Below are 19,114 nucleotides of genomic sequence, written 5' to 3'. Positions count from 1 at the left end.
TCACTGAGGCAGGTCTGTTGCATCAGATCAAACGCTGCCAGGCCGTTGAGGGGATTGGTTTTCTCACTGCGGTAGCACTGACGATGGCGTTTCAACGAGGCGAGTTTAAAAGTGCCGATGCCTATATCGCGTTCCTAGGAATGGACTTGAGGGTGTCTGACTCGGGGCAAATGAGCGGACGTCGATCACTGAGTAAAAAGGGGGACTCGGAGATCCGTCGGTTGCTGCATAACGCGGCGTCAGCAGGTATCAAGTCAAACGCTTGGAAACCGCTCTATCAAGGCTATCTGGGCAGAGGCCTGAAAACGACTCAGGCCTTGGTTATCATCGCTCGCAAGCTAGCGCGTATCGCGTTCTCCCTGATGAAAAACCAAAGTGAATACCAGTCGAAAGCGGTTTTGGGGGCTTCCCCAAAACCATAGAATCTCCCACACTGGCCCGCATCGCCTGCTAAGTTTTGCGCATACGCGCCAATTCCGGCAAACCCACCTTGAGCAAGCGCGCCGTCTTGCTTTTTGCCAGCGCCTCGACGCCTTCATGCTCGGTCAGCCGCGCCAACTGCGCCGCCAGGTTCACCACCAGCGCTTCCCGGGAATACACCCCGCCTTCCAGCGAGTAAATCGCCGCGATCAACTCGCGCAACTCCAACGGCAAGCGCCAGCGCGTGCGCAGCGCCGAGCCATAAGCCGCGCCGAAGGTGTAGAGGGACTCGCCAATGGCTTCGTCATCCAGTTCGCCACCGCCTTGCAACCAGTCTTGCAGGCATCGCAACAAGGCCAGGTCGCCAAGACGATGGAGAATGCCGGCGCTGTAGCAGCGCTCGTGATCAAGGTCGAGCATGCGCGCCAGGCTGCGGGCGTAATCGGCGGTGCGTTGGGACAGCTGCCAGTAACGCTCGGCGTAATCCTTGAGGCTCGGGTCGCTCAGCACCACGTTGTGCTTGAGGGCCAGCCCCAGGATCAGGTTCATGCTCTGCCCGGCCGCCAGCTTGTGCAGGGCCATGGCCAGGGTTTGTACCGGCGAGCCGTGATGGCCGGCGCTGTTGGCGGCGGCGATCAGCACAGCGGTGATTTGCGGGTCCATGCGCACCTGCTCTTCCAGGCGCTTGAGGTCCAGGCCCTCCGGTTCCAGGCTGTATTGCACCGCGGCCTGCACGTCGACTCGCAGCGGCGCGCCATCGGACGCTTCGCGGCGCCGCTCCAGAAACACCGGCAAGGTCATGCCCGGCGCCAGGGCCGGGACTTCGCAATACACCGTTTCGCCTTCATTCAGCAGCAAGTCTTGCAGGCGCTGGGTCAGGCTTTCCATGTTCAAGGGTTTGGTCAGGTACGCCGTCGGCGCCAGGGGCAAGACTTCGTGCACGCTGGCGCTGTCGTTGCGGGTGCCCAGCAGGATAAACGGCAATAGCGGCGATCGCCGTTGCTGGCGCACGCTGTGCAACAGGCTCAGGCCATCGACGCCGGGCAGCTCCCAGTCGGCGATGATCAGGTCGTAGGGTTTGTCACGCAGCAGCTCGGCGGCTTGCTGGCCATCGGCACACACATCCAGCCGTGCGTCACAGCGCACATTCAGCAACACCTGCTTGAGCAAATCCCGGGACCAAGGGTCGGCCTCGGCAATCAGCACACGGGGTACAGCAGGTAAATCAACAGCAGTCATCCAGCACGCTCCATCGGCAATACCAGCACCTTAGACAAAGGAGCCGCCTGCGTACAATGAACAACGGCTGAATACCGTTCATCGGGCACAAAAAAACCCGCCTAAGCGGGTTTTTTGTCGATCAGGTCAACTTTCGATCACAGCTCGGAGAAGCACTCTTCGATGATCGCCAGGCCTTTGTCCAACTGCTCGTCCGGCGAGGTCAGCGGAACCAGCACGCGCAATACGTTGCCGTAGGTGCCGCAGGACAGCAGGATCAAGCCCTTGTCGCGAGCCTTGGCCACCACGGAAGCAACGGCAGCGGCGTTCGGCTTGTGGCTGTCGCCATCTTCGAACAGCTCGACCGCAATCATCGCGCCCAGGGCACGCACTTCGCCGATCACCGGGTACTTGGCCTGGATAGCTTTCAGGCCGGTCACCAGGCGCTCGCCGACAGCCTTGCAGCGGTCCAGCAGGTGCTCTTCTTTGAACACGTCCATCACGGCCAGGGCCGCGGCGCAAGCGATCGGGCTACCCGCGTAGGTGCCGCCCAGGCCACCTGGCGCGATGGCATCCATGTATTCAGCCTTGCCGCACACGCCGGCCAGCGGGAAGCCGCCCGCGATGGATTTGGCGAAGGTGGTCAGGTCGGCAGCGACGCCCATCTGTTCCATGGCGAAGAAGGTACCGGTACGGCCGGCACCGGTTTGCACTTCGTCGGCGATCAGCAGGATGCCGTGCTTGTCGCACAGCTCGCGCAGGCGCTTCATGAACGATTTAGGCGCGACGTAGAAACCGCCTTCGCCCTGCACCGGCTCGATGATGATGGCAGCGATATCACGCGGCTCGGCATCGTTCTTGAAGATGCGTTCGATGCTGGCGATGGAGTCGTCATCGCTCACACCGTGCAGTTCGTTCGGGAACAGCGCGCGGAACACGCCGCCTGGCATCAGGCCCATGCCGGCCGAGTAAGGCACGACTTTACCGGTCAGGCCCAGGGTCATCATGGTGCGACCGTGGTAAGCGCCGGTGAACGCGATTACGCCGGCACGGCCAGTGGCAGCACGGGCGATCTTCACGGCGTTTTCTACCGCTTCGGAACCGGTGGTGACCAACAGGGTTTTCTTGGCGAAATCACCCGGCACCTTGGCGTTAACTTTTTCGCACAGCTCAACGTACGGCTCGTAGGCCAACACCTGGAAGCAGGTGTGCGTCAGCTTGTTCAGTTGCTCGGTCACCGCCGCAATGATTTTCGGGTGCAGGTGACCGGTGTTCAGCACGGCAATACCGCCGGCGAAATCGATGAACTCGCGACCTTCAACGTCGGTCACGGTGGCGTTCTTCGCCGACTCGGCGAAGATCGGGTGAATCTGGCCAACACCGCGTGGTACAGCGGCTTCGCGGCGTTTCATCAGGGATGCGTTGGTCTTGCTCATAAAGTCCTCATTCGCCACTCATCGGGTGGCGTGGTCCAAGGAATACGTGGCGGGGAGGCAACTACGGCAGCATGCGATGATCGACTGCCACAGCTTTCCCGGCCACTACGAATAACGGTGTGAAACACGCAAAGGGACAGCGCTCTCGTGCCCTCTGCGTTTACTGCAATCTCGCCCCGGGCTTAGATGCCCAGGCAGAGGTATTTGATTTCCAGGTAATCCTCGATCCCGTACTTGGAGCCTTCACGGCCCAGGCCCGAAGCCTTGATGCCGCCAAACGGCGCCACTTCGTTGGAGATCAACCCGGTGTTGACGCCAACCATGCCGTATTCCAGGGCTTCCGCCACTCGGAACACACGGCCCAGGTCGCGGGCATAGAAGTAGGAAGCCAGGCCGAACTCTGTGTCGTTGGACATCGCGATCACTTCGGCTTCGTCTTTGAAGCGGAACAGCGGCGCCAGTGGGCCGAAGGTTTCTTCCTTGGCCACGGCGGCGTCTTTCGGCACGTTGACCAGGATGGTCGGCTCGAAGAAGTTGCCTTCCATCACCTTGCCGCCGGCCAACAGGGTCGCGCCTTTGCTCAGGGCATCAGCGATGTGTTCCTGAACCTTGGCCACGGCCTTCTCGTCAATCAGCGGACCGGTGGTGGTGCCTTCTTCCAGACCGTTGCCGATCTTCAGCTTGGCCACCGCCACTTTCAGTTTTTCAGCGAACGCGTCGTACACCGAATCCTGAATGTACAGGCGGTTGGCGCAGACGCAGGTCTGGCCATTGTTGCGGTACTTGGAAATGATCGCGCCTTCGACGGCCTTATCCAGGTCTGCGTCGTCAAACACGATGAACGGCGCGTTACCGCCCAATTCCAGGGAAACTTTCTTGATGTCCTTGGCGCATTCGGCCATCAGCTGGCGACCGATTTCGGTGGAGCCGGTGAAGGACAATTTACGCACGATCGGGTTGCTGGTCAGCTCGCTGCCGATATCGCCGGCGCTGCCGGAGACCACGCTGAACACGCCTTTCGGAATGCCGGCACGCTGGGCCAGTTCAGCCAGGGCGAACGCGGAGAACGGGGTTTGCGACGCAGGCTTGAGCACCATGGTGCAACCGGCGGCCAGGGCCGGGCCGGCTTTACGGGTGATCATCGCGGCCGGGAAGTTCCACGGCGTGATGGCAGCGGTAACACCGATCGGTTGCTTGATCACGATGAGGCGCTTGTCCGGCTGGTGGCCGGGAATCACATCACCGTAGACGCGCTTGGCTTCTTCGGCGAACCACTCGATGAACGAAGCGGCGTAAACGATTTCGCCCTTGGCTTCGGCCAGCGGCTTGCCTTGCTCCAGGGTCATCAGGCGAGCCAGGTCATCCTGGTTCTCGATAATCAGCTCGAACCAGCGACGCAGCTTGTTGGCGCGGTCCTTGGCGGTGAGTGCACGCCAGGCCGGCAGGGCCTTGTCAGCCGCTTCAATGGCGCGACGGGTTTCGGCGGCGCCCATTTTTGGCACGGTACCAAGGATTTCGCCGGTAGCGGGGTTGTTGACCTTGATCGTTTGACCGTTGTCCGCATCGACCCAAGCGCCATCAATGAAGGCTTGCTGGCGGAACAACTGGGTGTCTTTGAGCTGCATGTCGGCTTTCCTTAACAGCACCGCGCACGCGCGGAGCGAATTAGAGTTGTTGAAAGGCGCCTTGAGGGCTGCCGTCAGGGAAATCATTCACTGGGCGCAAGCACGTAAATAGCGCACGAAAGGACAAATGTGCGGTTCAGCACCCAGGCAAGAGCGTTTGAAATCTCAAACGAATCCTAGGATCAATGGGGGTGCAGGGCAAGAGTCTGTTCGAAAAAAAGAACGAAAACGGCGCATTTGCTCCATTTTTCTGATCAGCGTGTTTCAGGCGAGTTCAACCGTATTGCACCGAGACGCCCGGCACAGGGCGCCAGCGGTACGTATTCCTACTGGCAGGAGGCCGAAAAGCGGCATGGACGCCCAAGGTCGACATGGGTATGATGTCGCCCGCACAAGCATCCGTAGCTCAGCTGGATAGAGTACTGCCCTCCGAAGGCAGGGGTCGTGGGTTCGAATCCCGCCGGGTGCACCAGATACAGATGAAAAAGCCCCAGGTCGAAAGACCTGGGGCTTTTTTGTGGATAGAAATATTGCATTTGTGACTCGACGGCTGATCGCCTATACCATGCGCGGGCTAGTATTTTCTGACGATCAATACGCAGGCGATGAAAAGCGCGCCGCTCGACGACCGCCGGTGAAGGTCGAAGGAACTGCCATGAATATCGAATCGATTACGATCAATGGATTTAAAAGTGTCACGAACCTGACACTAGAGAGCTTATCGCCGTTCACTGCACTGGCCGGCTCGAACGGCGCAGGGAAAAGTAATATTACCGATGCTCTCGCTTTCTTTGGCGCCATCGTAAAAAGAGGCGCCTCTACTGCGATTCGTGACTTTGGTGGTTTTCAACAAATCCATTGCTTCAAGCATCGTAAACAAAAAAGAACGACTATCTCTTTCGAGATAAAAATTCAGATTGATAACGAAAATTTCGAGTATGCCCTCAAGATAGTTGAAATTGACAAAGCTCCTCAGGTGGTCGAAAACCTAAAAATCAACGGCACTCAATACATTGACCGCAGGCAGAATGGCGAAACAAAAGTAACGCTGACAGATTACTCACCGCTTCAGTCCTTCTTGGAATACCCCCAAGACATGACTGCGCTTATGCTTTTAAGTAACTCTGCATTGTATAAGTTCCTAACCAATATTCGTGTTTACCGTATTGATCCAATTGCCGCCAAAGAGCCGGACAACTCGACCGCAGATGCAACCATGCTGGATAGCCATGGCAGAAACGTTGCAACCATGCTGTCTATCCTGGAGAAGGACAAGCACTTCCGGACCCAAGTTCTGGAATGGATAGAACTGATTGTTCCCGGCATGGAAAATGTCTCAACTGAAAAACAACGACTGGATAGCACCACTGTCATCACATTCAAGGAGGAAGGGACAAGAACTCATTTCCCAGCACGCCTGATTTCGGATGGCACTATTTACGCTTTATGCATAATGACAGCAGTCTTAAGTCGGACCTCTCAAGCCGGTTTAACTATTATCGAAGAGCCTGAACGGGGTATCCACCCCAAAGCAATTGGCGAGCTGGTCGCACTCATGCGTGACAACGCCACCGTAGATCATCCGGTATTCATTACTACCCACAGCGAATCTGTGGTGCGCAACCTTAACCCTGAAGAGCTCTGGCTAGTTAATAAGCTAGAAGGCCGGACGAACGTCAAATGCGCAGCCGAATCAAGAGTCGATAAAAAACAAATCCCCCTTGATACCGCTTGGCTGACCAATTTGTTTGACGGGGGTCTGCCATGGTGAAGGTAGGTTTTATCGTAGAAGGCGACTGTGAACGAATCGTAGTTGAATCTTCAAAATTCAAAAAAATATTGACTGATGCTGGGTACGAACTCGTCACACCAGTGATCGACGCAAAAGGCGGAGGCAACCTCCTGCCCCATAATATCGAGGTCTTCATTCAAGTTCTTGAAACAAGGGGAGTGGAAAGAATCTATGTGCTGACCGACTTAGAGGACGATGACTCAGTTGATGTCGTCCGTAATCGAATCCAAAACCAAAAATTGGAGATGGTCTTTGTAGCCGTGAAAGCTCTTGAAGCATGGTTCCTTGCAGACACCCAAGCCATGAGTCAATGGCTAAAGCAAGGGTACAACGAGCCCCAGCCAGAAAGGACGATAGACAAGCCTTATGATCGTCTCAAAGAAATCGCCAGAGAATTGGGAACCTCAGGACCTGGTAACAAGCCCGCCTTTGCTAAAAAAATGATCAAGCATTTCGGATTCAGCGTGACGCGTGCAGCCGAACACCCAGAATGTCCAAGCGCTCGGGAGCTGGTCGAGTACTTCCGGGCGCCCTGACTTAAGCGCAAGGGGCAGCAAACAGAAAGATGTGTTCAGTTGGTTGGCTCGAACTCTCCGGAAACTTCGGAGAGTTGCTTCAATGCCGCCATCAAGCACCGATAACCCACATATTCCTGCTCCAGCCTCACGCCGTTCCCCAACCGATTGTCCCGCAGCTCATCAAACACCGAACGCTCCGCTGACGTCAGACAAGGCAAGTCATACACAACTTGACGATCTTCTCGCCCCCAAAATTGTGCGTGGGCATTAAGTGTGCTGCGGTCCATCAACAATGACTCGACATGCCCAAACCGGCGGCGCAACTGGTCAAGAATCGCAAATCCATGAGTATCAATATCGCCCCAGTAATAAATCCTACAGTTCGATAGCCAATTCGCTCGCCCTAGCGCATCCCAGCCGTAACCCTTGCCGAATACCACAATGGAGCCCGGCACAGGCGGAAAGGCTAGAAAGTTGGTTTCATTCTCGGTTACGAAGACCTGCCTGACGGCAATACTCAATTGAGCGAAGCTGGCTGCATCAAGGGTGATATCAGGCAAAGTGGGACCCGGCAGGAGGATCAGACTCGGATCTAACACCCGCAAACGAATCCCTACGGGTTTATCGAGAAAGCCATAGCGGGCAGAAAACTGTGTGACGCCTTTATATTGCTGCGCAATAGCCAGCTCGGGCAGAACTTGGTCGAACAGCTCACTCAGTACGGCCTTGTATCTTTCGATGAACTTGCTGTGAATTCCAGGTATGTCTATCTGCCGAAGGTAGATACCGGGCCGAGGATGTTCCGCCATCCAAGTCACCACATCCAGAAGCGCGGCCCAATGCCGTTCCAGTTCCATAGCCTGCAACGGCCGGCTCCCCATCCAGTCGACCAGCAAGGGTTGGCGGCGTCGGGTCAGTTCAAGCAGGACCTTGAAGCGCTTCGTCTCACCCTCTTTGCCAATCAACGCAATAGCCTCTTCCAGTGAATCCACCCAGATAGAAGCCGGCAAGCGTTGCGCCCCCACAACCCTGTGATTGACTTCCCGCCACTGGATGCGAATGCCGTTGATATTACTTAGCTGCGCGACCCAGGCTCTGACACTATCGAAGGAAGCACTCAGTTGCGCAGTATCCGGCCCCTTCAATATCAGCCGCCGTGGCTCCCAAGCGTCCTCCGTCACCAGCAAGCGCAGCAGCTCGCCCCGCTGCCAGAGCCGTAATAACTGCTGTGTGAGTTCCGCTGCCGAAGTCCATTTCATGACGATAAATCAGGTCGGTTCAATCGATACTCTTCAATGGATAGATTGCGCAGCCGAGACGCCCTCCCCCCGTCGTTCTGTACAAAGCCCACGCTGGAAACAAAAGGCTCAATGATGTGGATTTTCTGCAACGGTGTGACAATCAGCAACTGCAGGTTGAGCTGCTCAAACAGCCGCAAACCATACTCGGCCGACTCATCGGAACCGCGTCCAAACGCTTCATCGATTACTACGAACCTGAACGAACGCGAACGTACAGCGCCCCATTCCAACCCAAACTGATAGGCCAGACTTGCTGCCAAAATGGTGTAGGCCAACTTCTCTTTTTGCCCACCGGACTTACCGCCCGAATCCGAGTAATGCTCATGCTCACGATCATCCTCACGCCATCGCTCACTGGCGGCAAACAAGAACCAGTTGCGCACATCGGTGACCTTGCTGGTCCACCGTCGGTCTTGCTCGGATAGTCCCTCCCGCCCACGAAAGCGATCAATGATGGTTTTGACCTGCAGAAACTTGTTTTCCGAATACTGCGCATCCTCGGACCCTGTCAGTGCGCCCTCGGTACAGGCACGCAATTGCATCTGGAAATCTCGAATATCCGCATCCGGGCTCAGTTGGGACTCCAGCACGATGTAGCGACCGGGGTTGTAGTCGATCTGCCCCAGGGATTCATTGATACGGCCAATCCGTTCCTTGATGGTTTCGCGCTCCCGAGCCAATTGCCCGTTGAAGTTGGCGATCTCATTGATCGTGTTGACGTTGAGCAACTCCTTGAAACGTCGCTCAAAACGCGGCAGATCGTCGCGGTTAAGTTGGTCCAGCAAGTTGCCATACTCATCGGCGGCATTGAGATCGGCGTCGAATTCGCTGGTCTCCAGTTTGTAGGCATCCTTGAACGCCACCATGGCACGGATGATCTTGTCCCGCAGCCGCTCCAATATCTTGGCCTCGGCGTCCATTTTGCCTTGCAGCGCTTCGCGGACTTCTCGCTCGGCGCCGTCGCAAGACTCAACGGACAACATCCGCTCACCCAAGACATGAAGACGCAACGCTTCCAGTTGAGCCCGGACAGACTCGTCGATAACGACCAACAAACATCGAGTTTCGGAACGCAATGTGCTGGCAACATCGTGCTTGGCCTCAACGTTACCCAACTCCTTGTCCAAGCGGGACACTTCATCTTCCGTTGCCTGAAGGGCTTCCTGCACTGATTGGAGCTGTGCCGTCAGTTGCAGCAATGTGTCACTCGCGGCCTCCAACAGTGCCTTTTCATCCTGCAACCGCGCCACAAGGGTGGCGCATTCGGCCCAGTCAATTTCTCGGTAATCGGTAAACTCATGAAGTGCCGCGAGTGATTCCAATTGCCGGCGCAAGTGAGCACGCTGTTTTTCGGCACTGGCGACACTTGAGCCTATGTCAGCCACATGCATTTCTAGGCGATGTCTAACCGCCTCAAGCGCCGAGATTTTCTCTGCGTTGCTCCACCCTAAAACATAACGACTGCGGTCGTCCAAACGATGCCGATCATCCTTTTCATGCCGCTCCCCCGCGCCCTTGATCTGCCCCGACAGGGACAAGGCGCGCACCTCTCGGCGAAACTGTTCCGCCGTCTCACAGCAGGCGTAGTTAAAACGATGAGCAAGCTCACGTGCCAACCAGGGATAAAACGGCGAATCGGGTTTGACGCTGAGTTTTGTCACCAGCGACTGGGGGTGCAGGTCTGGCGCCTCGGTTTGGCGGACTGCGCGCACCCTGAAATACACGAGACGCCCCGCCAAGTGAGTTCGATCAACCCATGCCGCTACCTGTGCGTAGTGTTCGTCCGGTACCAGCAGTGCCAGGCCAAAATTGTGCAGCACCCGCTCGATAGCCCCTTCCCACGGACGATACTCTTCGCGCACCTGAAGCAGCTCTCCGACAAAGGGCATCAGTTCGTCATCTAATCCAGTTGCCAGACACATGGCTGCCCGTAACTTAATCTGGACTTCCGGAATATTGCTGCGTCGGGCCCTGAGGCTGTTGATTTCGCTGGAAAGCGCATCATGCTCGCGCCGCCCTTCACGCAATGAAACGCCCCACTCGGTGATCTGGTTTTGCAGATCAGCTTCCTCGGTACTCGACTGTTCGCGACGAGCCCGCAGTAGTTGCTCCAGCTGGATAAACCCTGCCTCATCATCAACAGGCGACTCACCCGCCGCCGCAAGCAACTGCCCGTGACGTTGCGCGCGCTGCTGACGGCGCTCCCGCTCATGGTCCTGTTTGCGAATCTCAATCGCCAGTTGCTCCAGGCGATCACCGCCCTGCTCGGCCACCGCCCGCTTGAGGGAGTCCACGTCCAACCGTTGGCGGTCACGTTGCTCGACTTGACGCTCCTTATGAGAAGACAAGCGCTGTTGATCATTGGCCAATAGCTGCAAACGCCGGTCGAGCAACCCAAGTTTGAGCTCCGAGAACCATGGCTTAAGGGCTTCACGGCAATCGCGCAACCCGTCCTGCTCAACAATCAGACCTTGGTATTTGTCGCAGTCAGCCACCAATGGCTCCAACAGCAGGCGCTGCTGTTTGGCCTTGAGCACCGCCTGATGAGCACGGCTCAAATCGTCAAAATGGGCGATCAATGCAGTGATACGGGCCGCGGCATCGAACGGCTCAAGCATATGGCTACGAACAAATTCGGTCAGGTTTCCGACAGACTTCATCGAAACCGTTTGATGAAACAGTTCCAGAGCTTGTTCATTATCAATCCCCAGACGCCGCCGAAACCAAGCACCGTACTTGGGAAAACTGTCCTGAATATCGACGCCGTCGTTACGCAGCCGTTTTCGCAGTTGTGCAATGTCGGTGCCGAAGTCAGCAAAGTCAGCGGCAATACAAAGCTCACGTTCGGCCCCCACGTAAAAACGCTCTGGCGGCCCCTGTCCATCCTTTATCCAGAATACCTGGGCCAGGGTCACCGTCTGGTCGTAGCCTGCGTTATGAAATACCCCCAGAATCACCGAATAGCTGTTGTGATCGCGCAGGGCGACCGGCTTTGCAGTTCCGGTGACCTCGCTGCGTTCGGACTTGAAATGCCCCAACACGTACGAGCGCAGGCTTCGCTCCTTGTTTTCGGCTCCGGCGGCTTTGTTGTAGGCAATCCGCTGAGTGGGCACCAACAACGTGGTGATCGCATCCACCAACGTAGACTTGCCAGATCCAATATCCCCCGTCAGCAGGCTATTTTTCCCATCGGGCGACAGCGTCCAGACCCGCTGATCAAAGGTCCCCCAGTTGAGTACCTCAAGGCGCCTGAGGCGGAACCCGGAGAGCCTGTCATCACCGATAAAATCCAACTCCGTAAGCAACGACTCACTCATTGTTCAATCTCCTGCACGCCATCAGGCGCTGACTCGCTTTCTCCCGAAAGACGCATCTGGTACTCCCCAAGCCGCTTATCGAAGTCAGACAACCATTGAGCGTCTACAAACGCCTTGAGGATGCGCCGCACCTCATAGCTCAAGGGGCCGGCGGTACTCTTGAGGCGGCGTAAAAAACCCAGCTCGATGATCTTGGTGATGTGTGCATCAATCTGGTCAACAAGCCGGGCTTCGTTGCTGCTGTCGGGCAAAAAAACGCGAATCAGTTCGACGATTTCATCACGAGTCAGCACCAGCCTCGTTTCACCGCCAGAGGCGTCGAACTCTGCCAGTTTTTTTCGCAGCAAGGCCAAGAGCAGACTGACCGGAAATGACAGCGGTCTACGCGCAACAAGCCGTGGCACCCGAACCTGCGGTTCATCCTCGTCGGCCTCGGCACGGCTGCGCAGGAAAGCGTAGCCTTCGGCCTCATCCAACATTAACTCCAGACCCAGCACTGTCACGTAGCCGCGAACCTGGGTCTGCCAGTTGAGTAACGTCCCCCACAGACGCTCATCACCTTCGCGATAAATCACTCCCTTAAGCAGCAAAACCAGCAGCGTCGACAGATCTGCTGCGGCAACGTCTATAACCACGTCCGGCGCATGTTGTTCTTCGCTCATCCTTGCCTCACAAAAATAACGCGCGCCAGCCGTGCCTGCTTTCGTACGGGATGGCCGTCAATGGACGTAGCCGTCCACAAAATCGGCTCGTTCTGGCTGTCATCGACGACGCCTGTAAATGTTTCGCTGGCCAAGTGAAGATAGGCCACCAACTCGGCCAACCCTTGGCGCAACGGTTGTAATCGGATCAACTCGCACAATGTGATTTGCGAGCGGGTCTGCAGTGCCTGATCGATATGAGCAGCGAGCCTCGCAAGGTCGACCATCCGCTCGTTGTACAAGGCACTCACGTCGAGATCATCGTCGCCGACTTGCACGCTCATGCCCGCAAAGTCGGGCTTCAGGGTCAGTGTGTGCAAGGGCCGTTCCATGGGTAACTCGATACGGGCCGCCACATCGACCATAAGCATAAAGTTGCCCAAGGGGGGATGCTCACGAACGCCCAAGGCCTTGGCTTCTAACGCCCGCAGGATGTCCATGATTCGGCGGTTTTCCAGCCATACCTGATCATCCAGAAAGCGTCGCAACTGCTGGGAAAGTTGCGCGACCATGCGCTGGGTATGTTCGCCCGCCTCAAGCCAGTCGTAATGCACACGACGAGTGCGAATATCCGGCTTCAACTCCATCACCGGCGCCAGGGCAAGCACATGATCAAGCATCCGTGTCAGCTCCTCCTGACGGCTGGTCGACATCAAGAACCCCCAGAACGCCCTGAAACTGCGGCCCTGATCGGAGTCTGAAATAGCATCGCGCTCGCCCATGATCTGTTCCAGCAGCTCGCCCTTGGCGCCATCCCATATAGCGATTCGCTCACGCACACGTCGATCCAGCAGGCGAAAGTTATGTTCGACCTCTCGAAAATCGGCGAGCAGCTCCCGTGACAACTGAGTAAATTGCTGGAAGCGATCTTTCAGGGCTGTATCGTGCAGTAGAGGCACGTCACCACCCAGGATCTGTGAGATTTCCGCATCCAGCTCATCCCGGCGCTTGCGCAACTCGGCCACACGCTTGGCCGGATCCGCTTCACTGCCCTCGCTCATCTGCTTAAGCAGCTCAAACAGTGTCAGTAACCTGGACTCGGTACCGACAAACCCCCGTTCAACGAGGGAAGCCAACCAACCGATGGCCTTCTCGGTAGACGGCGTTAGATCAAACTGTGGCTCATCGTCGTCTTGACGGTAAAACTTGCGCAGCCAGCCCTTTTCCGGGCTGGCCCAATCATTAAGGTAATACAGCGCAGACTTGGGAAAGGCGTTGTCGTCAAGTTGCCTGCGCAAGGCGAACAACTCGTCTTCCAGCGCCTCCGCCAGGTCAGCGGCGGCAATGATTCGCACGTTGGGGGCGACAAACACGCGGTGCAAAAAACTTGCAACCAACGAACCGTGGTCCGAGCACAGCAACCGCCATGCCGGATGATGCATTCGCAGGCTTTCAAGGGTGGCGTAATCCATCACGTACCGATTGCAGAGTTAACGAACTCAAAACAATGGCGCCAAGCCGAGGTATTTTCCACTCCTAAATTGACGTACTAGCCGAACGGCTAGGTTGTTGCAAAAAGCGTCCGTCAAAAGTCCAAAATTAGATTCAGAACTTTTGAACAGGACATTTCAGTGTTGTTGTCGCAACACCTCCAACCGCGCCGGCAAGTCTTCCTTGGGAAAGCGCTTATGTAACTCCAACAGCTTCTCATCCGCCGCCTTGGCCTCTCCCGCCTGCCGCAACCGCAGGATTTCCTGCAGCCCTTGCTCCAATGGCGGCAGCACAACAGCCGCGCGTTTGCTCATCTTCGCCACCGGCTCATCCGCCAGCGAGCCCGCCACTTCTGCCTGCACCTGCGGTGCGCTATCGGCCTGCGGAGCCGCGGAGAATCGAGCCATCGGCGCCGCTGCCGGGGCCGGACGGGCCAGTTCTTGCGGAGCCGCCGCGTAAGTGCCTGTGGATAACTCCGGCTGCGGCACCGGCGAACGCGTGACCAAACCAATCATCAGGGCCACACCCGCGACGGTGGCAAATGCCATCTGCCAGCGCGGCCGTTGGCAGGCCTGCAACCAGCGCTGCCACAGGCCGGGTTGCCGCACGGGCGCTTCACGGTGAGCGGTGGCCAGGATGAAGGCGTCCAGGGAAGCCGGCGGCTCGCCGCCGGTGTGTTGACGGAAATGCTCGATCAGCACCTCGTCGTTCGAGTCCTGGGTATGTCGGGAGTCAGTCATGCGGGTACCTCCTCGGCCAGCAGTCGGCGCAGTTTCTGCTGGGCGTAACGCAAGCGGCTTTTTACCGTTTCCAGTGGGGCGCCGGTGAGTGCGGCGATTTGTGGCACTTCCAGCTCGCCGTGCAGGCGCAGCAGGAACACTTCGCGCTGGTCTTCGGGCAAGTCCTGCAGTGCGGTGTCCAGGCGCGCCTGGTCGCGGCTCAGGCTCAGCAGTTGTTCGGGCCCGGCGCTGTCGTCGGGCTGGCCGTGAAGCTGCTCATCGTAGCTGTCGTGCAGTGGGTTGTGGATGCCGTGCTTGCGCCAGTGGTCGATCAGGCGGTTGCGGGCAATCTGGAACAACCAGGTGCGAAAACTCGCCCGCCCCTGTGGCTCGCTGGTGCTGCGGATCAGGCTGAGCCAGGTGTCCTGGAACACTTCCTCGGCCAGTTCGGCCTTGTTGCTCAAGGACACCAGAAAACGGTACAGGCCCTGTCGATGCCGCGCGTACAGGGCTTCGAACGCTGCACCGTCGCCGCTGCGGTAGCGGGACAGCAGGGCTTCGTCGCTGGGTGAATCCATCAGGTGGCGCACTCCTTTGAGGTGGATCAGTGTTTGGCCGGGGCCTGGAGGCTCTGGGCCAATTCGACCAGTTGCACAAACTCGCTGCGCAAGCCGAAGGGGTCGTCGCCCCGAGCGGAGCGGGCCAGTGCGGCCGTGTCCTTGAAACTCATGGTGCCAGTGTAGCGGCCATCACCCTTGAGCTGCTGGGCGAAGGCGGCCACGGCGGCAGAGAAACGCAGGTCGTCGCTGGGTTTGCCACTGTGCTGGTTGCTGATCGGGCGTTCGATCAGTCGGCTATCGCCGCCTTCCGCTGGTTTGTAGCGTACCCGCAACATCGCCAACTCATCAGTTTTACCGTCAGCCTTAGCCGCCGATGCGTAGCGCAGCGGCTCCAGCCAACCCTGTTCACCCTTCGGGACAATTTCATACAACGCGGTCACCGTATGCCCGGCACCGATTTCACCGGCGTCGACCTTGTCGTTGTTGAAATCCTCACGTTTCAAGGCGCGGTTTTCATAGCCCAGCAATCGGTATTCACTGACCTGTGCCGGGTTGAATTCGACTTGCAGTTTCACATCCCGGGCCACCACGGCGAGGGTTGAGCTGAGCTGATCCACCAGCACTTTGCGGGCCTCGCGCAGATTGTCGATGTAGGCGTAGTTGCCATCACCGGCATCGGCCAGTTGTTCCATCAGGTGTTCGTTGTAGTTATCCACACCAAAGCCGAGAGTGGTCAGGGACACGCCGCTTTTGCGCTGGTCGACGGCCATTTGCTTGAGGCTGTCGAAGTCACTGACGCCCACATTGAAGTCGCCATCGGTGGCCAGCAGGATGCGGTTGATGCCCTTGTCGATAAACCCTTCGCGGGCCATCTGGTAGGCCATTTCGATACCCGATGCCCCGGCGGTGGAGCCGCCCGCGGTGAGTTGGTCGATGGCGTTGCGGATCGTGGTTTTGTCGCGGCCCGAGGTGGGCTTGAGCACCACTCGCGATTCGCCGGCATAGACCACCAGCGACACGCGGTCCTGGTCCCGCAGTTGGTCCACCAGCAATTTCAGGGTGCTCTTGACCAGTGGCAGGCCTTCGCGGCGATTCATCGAGCCGGACACGTCTACCAGGAACACCAGGTTCGCCGGTGCCAGGTCCGCCACAGCGCGGTCCGAGGCCTTGATGCCGATGCGCAATAGTCGGGTGTGAGGGTTCCACGGCGATGGCGCCACTTCCGTAGTCACGCCAAAGGGCGAGCCATCGGTAGGCAGGGCGTAATCGTAGGGAAAATAATTGACCATTTCCTCCAGTCGCACAGCACCTTCGGGCGGCAGGCTGCCTTGGTTGAGGAAACGTCGTACGTTGGCATAGCTACCGGTGTCGACGTCGACGCTGAAGGTGGAAACCGGCGTTTCGGCCACGCTGCGGATCGGGTTGTCCGGGAGGTTCTGATAGTGCTCCCGAGGCTCGGCCTGGTATTGCAGGGCGACGGCGTCGTTCATGACCAACCGCGACGCCATCGGTGCAGGAACAACCATCCGCTTGACCATGGCCCCCTGAACACTGGCGGGCTCACTTTGCACCTCTACGACAGGTGCCGATTCAGCAGGCTTGGCCACATCACGGGATGAAGAAAGCCCACACCCGGCGAGCGCCACCAGCAGGGTCACGGCAAAGCCTTGGGCGGCAGGACGCAACAGCAGAACAGGACGGGACATGGTCTGAACCTCGTGAGTGAATGATCCGTTCACAAGGTCAGACGCAAGGAGTTGGTGATTCGGGTTAAAGCAACTTAGCGTGACGGAATATCGCGCAAATCATCGACGATAAATCGGCTCAACACGCCCGTGTAAAACGGCTCGACGCTGGTGTTGCCGGTATTGCTGACGATCCCGCCGATCGTCTTGTATTGCTGCCATTGGCCAAACAAGCCCGCGGGAACCAGGCTGTCGCGGTCCTTGGCGAAGTGTAATACCTCGGCACCAGCCTTCTTAACCTTGACCAGGTAGTTGAAATCCACACTGGTCAGGACCGTGTTGTCATCAACGAGCACGGTGGCGATCCCGCCCTTCGAATCCTGGAAATGACGGGCGTAGACGACCTTCACATCCAACAGATAGTCGGCGCTTTCCTTGCTGGTGGCGTAGCGCTTGGCTTTGAGCAGGCGGTTGACCAGGTCGACGCCCAGTTGCTCGCGAACTTTGTCATCAGGCAGGAAGCGTGGGTTCTTGCCCACTACTTCAACGTCGAAGGTATCGAGCCAATAGGTAGCGGTCTTGGGAATCTGAACCGGTGCGGGGGAAATGTAGTAAGCCGGCTTGGAGGCGCAGCCAGCCAGAAAGCTGAACGCCAGGAGTAAAGCAACAACGCGCATGTCTGAACTCTTCCCTGAATGATGTCAATTTGACTTCATTTTACGGCGTTGTCGGCGCCTTTTCGAGTCCTGCTTCAATTTGAAGCAATAGCCCCAGCGGCCAGCAAGCCAATACCGGCGTACCACCCCCAAAGGAACGGCCTGGCCTGGCGATCCTTTCTGGCATAAACATACACATAACAAGGGATAAACAGGCACAGCAACGCATGCACCAGCGAGTTTTTTACGGCCACACAAAAAATGGCCAGCTGCATCAAAATTGCCAGTCCCAGTCCAACCATGACCAATGTCATTACCACGGTATTTCTCCTGCGCGGGTGCGTGTGTTACTTCGAGTGGGGCACGACGGCACTGGCCAACCTATCGCCAAGGCGACGAAGCCAACCCTCCATCAGGCGTACAACGTCCAAAAGTCCATGCCATCCACAACCCAATACCTTTGCTCTTTCGGGATCAGCTCCGCGAATGAGCCAGACGCTTGCCCGTCCCAGTCCGAGGGCACATAGGACTCATGAAACCTGTCCCAATCAACGTGCCGGAACACCTTGCTATCCAGGTCCACATAAAAGCGGGGCAGCCTCATTCGCATTTTCTCGCATTCATCCAGACGAGGCTTCGCGTGGCCAGATAGAACGGCCTCGATATGGTGATGAAATTCGCCAAGGTAGGCAGCGGAGTAACCGTAGGTGAAGAAACTGACCATCCACTCCAGCGAATAAACGTTGACGCTGTTGCTATCCAGATAGCGCTGAAAGGTATTCACCTCCAGAACCGGAACGCCCCCTCTGAACTCGGAAACGGCCTGGTCATAGAGGCTACTGTCCATGACGCCACTTTCGACATAGCTCCTGTATTCAGGCCTGACATCGATACAGAAATTTCCCTTGTCGTCTGCCAGGTAGTAGTACTTGCCATCAGCGACAAACACCGCCAAATCCCTGCGCCCCTCGAAAATATCTTCAAGCAGGCCATCAACATCATCTGCAGAAATCATCAGCGCCTCTTCAGTTGCCATGGAGCCCGGCGGCACCCGTCGATACCTGAGCGACTATAGGATTTACGTTGGCGCCAGGCTCTGGCTCACGCCGCCGGAGCCACAGTCGCCACAGGAATACGCTCATTAGGCGCAGTCACGTCATACACATGCTGCTCACACCCCTTCCCGATAATCACGAACTCCACCAGGTAAACCTTTTGCTTCTCAGGCTTGAAGGTCGAACTCATGGGGCCGCATTCATACACATATTTTTTGACGAGGCCGGCGTAGTTGGCGCTGTAGACCCGTGACTCGCCGATCACTTCAAGGGGCTGCCCCGGGTCAGCCTGCACTTCCAACTGCGGGAAGCGTTTGACGACAGCGCTGTTGGTGACCTCGCTCATCTTGGCGATCCAGCCGAATACCTTGCCACGGCCGGAATCAACCACCGTCCCGAGGATTTCCGGACGCTGGTCCACATCGGAACTACGGCGCACGGAGAACTGCACCGGATAGGTAAAGCCGGTCGCCTTCATGATGACTTTGGCGTGCTCGGCATCCACCTCGACCTTGTTTTGCTGCAACTGGACGCCGTCCTTGAGCAGGGTTGGCGAGGAGTTCCTGGCAGTGGAGTGGCAGCCGGCCAAGGCCAGGGCGAGGATTAGGAGTGAGGTCTTTTTCATTGGTTGCTTCCTTGAATACAGATTAAAAATCTGGCTCGGGCTACGTGGGAGAACC

Annotated in this window: 17 protein-coding genes and 1 tRNA gene; 4 read left to right on the top strand and 14 right to left on the bottom strand. The window is 57.4% G+C overall.

Features of this window, described 5'->3' with window-relative positions; genetic code table 11:
• On the top strand, positions 1–422 hold a 422-nt coding region (locus tag SNL23_RS30420), incomplete at its 5' end, for a transposase (protein WP_318304605.1).
• Between the two features lie 28 nt (positions 423–450).
• Here the strand turns inward: SNL23_RS30420 and SNL23_RS30415 are convergent.
• The 3 genes from SNL23_RS30415 to gabD all read right to left on the bottom strand — a co-directional run bounded on the left by SNL23_RS30415 (position 451) and on the right by gabD (position 4,699).
• Positions 451–1,659, bottom strand: a complete 1,209-nt coding sequence (locus SNL23_RS30415) for an HDOD domain-containing protein (RefSeq protein WP_318304604.1) — start codon at positions 1,657–1,659, stop codon at positions 451–453.
• A 137-nt stretch (positions 1,660–1,796) separates the two neighbouring features.
• Positions 1,797–3,074, bottom strand: coding sequence for a 4-aminobutyrate--2-oxoglutarate transaminase (gabT, locus tag SNL23_RS30410; RefSeq protein WP_318304603.1), 1,278 nt, complete (start codon positions 3,072–3,074; stop codon positions 1,797–1,799).
• 182 nt (positions 3,075–3,256) lie between these two features.
• Entirely contained in the window at positions 3,257–4,699 is a 1,443-nt protein-coding gene (gabD, locus tag SNL23_RS30405; RefSeq protein WP_003218155.1) for an NADP-dependent succinate-semialdehyde dehydrogenase, read from the bottom strand.
• A 395-nt stretch (positions 4,700–5,094) separates the two neighbouring features.
• Between gabD and SNL23_RS30400 the strand changes: the two genes are divergently transcribed.
• The 3 genes from SNL23_RS30400 to SNL23_RS30390 all read left to right on the top strand — a co-directional run bounded on the left by SNL23_RS30400 (position 5,095) and on the right by SNL23_RS30390 (position 7,027).
• A tRNA-Arg gene (locus SNL23_RS30400) sits at positions 5,095–5,171 on the top strand.
• A gap of 45 nt (positions 5,172–5,216) precedes the next feature.
• Positions 5,217–6,470, top strand: coding sequence for an AAA family ATPase (locus tag SNL23_RS30395; protein ID WP_318304601.1), 1,254 nt, complete (start codon positions 5,217–5,219; stop codon positions 6,468–6,470).
• Complete coding sequence (locus SNL23_RS30390; RefSeq protein WP_318304600.1) at positions 6,464–7,027, top strand: DUF4276 family protein; 564 nt, start codon at positions 6,464–6,466, stop codon at positions 7,025–7,027. Before SNL23_RS30395 ends, SNL23_RS30390 begins: the two co-directional genes overlap by 7 nt.
• A 35-nt stretch (positions 7,028–7,062) precedes the next feature.
• Here the strand turns inward: SNL23_RS30390 and SNL23_RS30385 are convergent, their stop codons facing one another.
• The 11 genes from SNL23_RS30385 to SNL23_RS30335 all read right to left on the bottom strand — a co-directional run bounded on the left by SNL23_RS30385 (position 7,063) and on the right by SNL23_RS30335 (position 19,059).
• Complete coding sequence (locus tag SNL23_RS30385) at positions 7,063–8,268, bottom strand: Wadjet anti-phage system protein JetD domain-containing protein (protein WP_318304599.1); 1,206 nt, start codon at positions 8,266–8,268, stop codon at positions 7,063–7,065.
• On the bottom strand, positions 8,265–11,627 hold the full coding sequence (locus SNL23_RS30380) for an ATP-binding protein (RefSeq protein ID WP_167665651.1): 3,363 nt from the start codon (positions 11,625–11,627) through the stop codon (positions 8,265–8,267). Before SNL23_RS30380 ends, SNL23_RS30385 begins: the two co-directional genes overlap by 4 nt.
• Positions 11,624–12,289: a DUF4194 domain-containing protein gene (locus tag SNL23_RS30375; protein WP_010168804.1), complete on the bottom strand. Its 666-nt coding sequence runs from the start codon at positions 12,287–12,289 to the stop codon at positions 11,624–11,626. Before SNL23_RS30375 ends, SNL23_RS30380 begins: the two co-directional genes overlap by 4 nt.
• Positions 12,286–13,740: a DUF3375 domain-containing protein gene (locus SNL23_RS30370; RefSeq protein WP_167665650.1), complete on the bottom strand. Its 1,455-nt coding sequence runs from the start codon at positions 13,738–13,740 to the stop codon at positions 12,286–12,288. Before SNL23_RS30370 ends, SNL23_RS30375 begins: the two co-directional genes overlap by 4 nt.
• Before the next feature lie 156 nt (positions 13,741–13,896).
• On the bottom strand, positions 13,897–14,499 hold the full coding sequence (locus tag SNL23_RS30365; protein ID WP_318304598.1) for a hypothetical protein: 603 nt from the start codon (positions 14,497–14,499) through the stop codon (positions 13,897–13,899).
• A complete protein-coding gene (locus SNL23_RS30360; RefSeq protein WP_017478055.1) occupies positions 14,496–15,056 on the bottom strand; it encodes an RNA polymerase sigma factor in 561 nt (186 codons plus the stop codon). Before SNL23_RS30360 ends, SNL23_RS30365 begins: the two co-directional genes overlap by 4 nt.
• A gap of 26 nt (positions 15,057–15,082) precedes the next feature.
• Positions 15,083–16,744: a vWA domain-containing protein gene (locus tag SNL23_RS30355; protein WP_318304595.1), complete on the bottom strand. Its 1,662-nt coding sequence runs from the start codon at positions 16,742–16,744 to the stop codon at positions 15,083–15,085.
• Between the two features lie 74 nt (positions 16,745–16,818).
• A complete protein-coding gene (locus SNL23_RS30350; RefSeq protein WP_318304593.1) occupies positions 16,819–17,400 on the bottom strand; it encodes a hypothetical protein in 582 nt (193 codons plus the stop codon).
• Positions 17,401–17,474: 74 nt separating this feature from the next.
• Positions 17,475–17,693 (bottom strand): hypothetical protein, encoded by a 219-nt coding sequence (locus tag SNL23_RS30345; RefSeq protein WP_318304607.1) that lies wholly within the window; start codon positions 17,691–17,693, stop codon positions 17,475–17,477.
• A 98-nt stretch (positions 17,694–17,791) separates the two neighbouring features.
• Entirely contained in the window at positions 17,792–18,415 is a 624-nt protein-coding gene (locus tag SNL23_RS30340; RefSeq protein WP_318304592.1) for a hypothetical protein, read from the bottom strand.
• A gap of 65 nt (positions 18,416–18,480) precedes the next feature.
• Complete coding sequence (locus SNL23_RS30335) at positions 18,481–19,059, bottom strand: hypothetical protein (RefSeq protein ID WP_318304591.1); 579 nt, start codon at positions 19,057–19,059, stop codon at positions 18,481–18,483.
• Positions 19,060–19,114: the final 55 nt, after the last annotated feature.

Origin of the sequence: Pseudomonas sp. SED1 (assembly GCF_034044025.1) — a bacterium.
Classification (GTDB): Bacteria; Pseudomonadota; Gammaproteobacteria; order Pseudomonadales; family Pseudomonadaceae; genus Aquipseudomonas.
The sequence above is the reverse complement of the archived record's forward strand: the minus strand, read 5'-3'. Positions and strand labels throughout refer to the sequence as shown.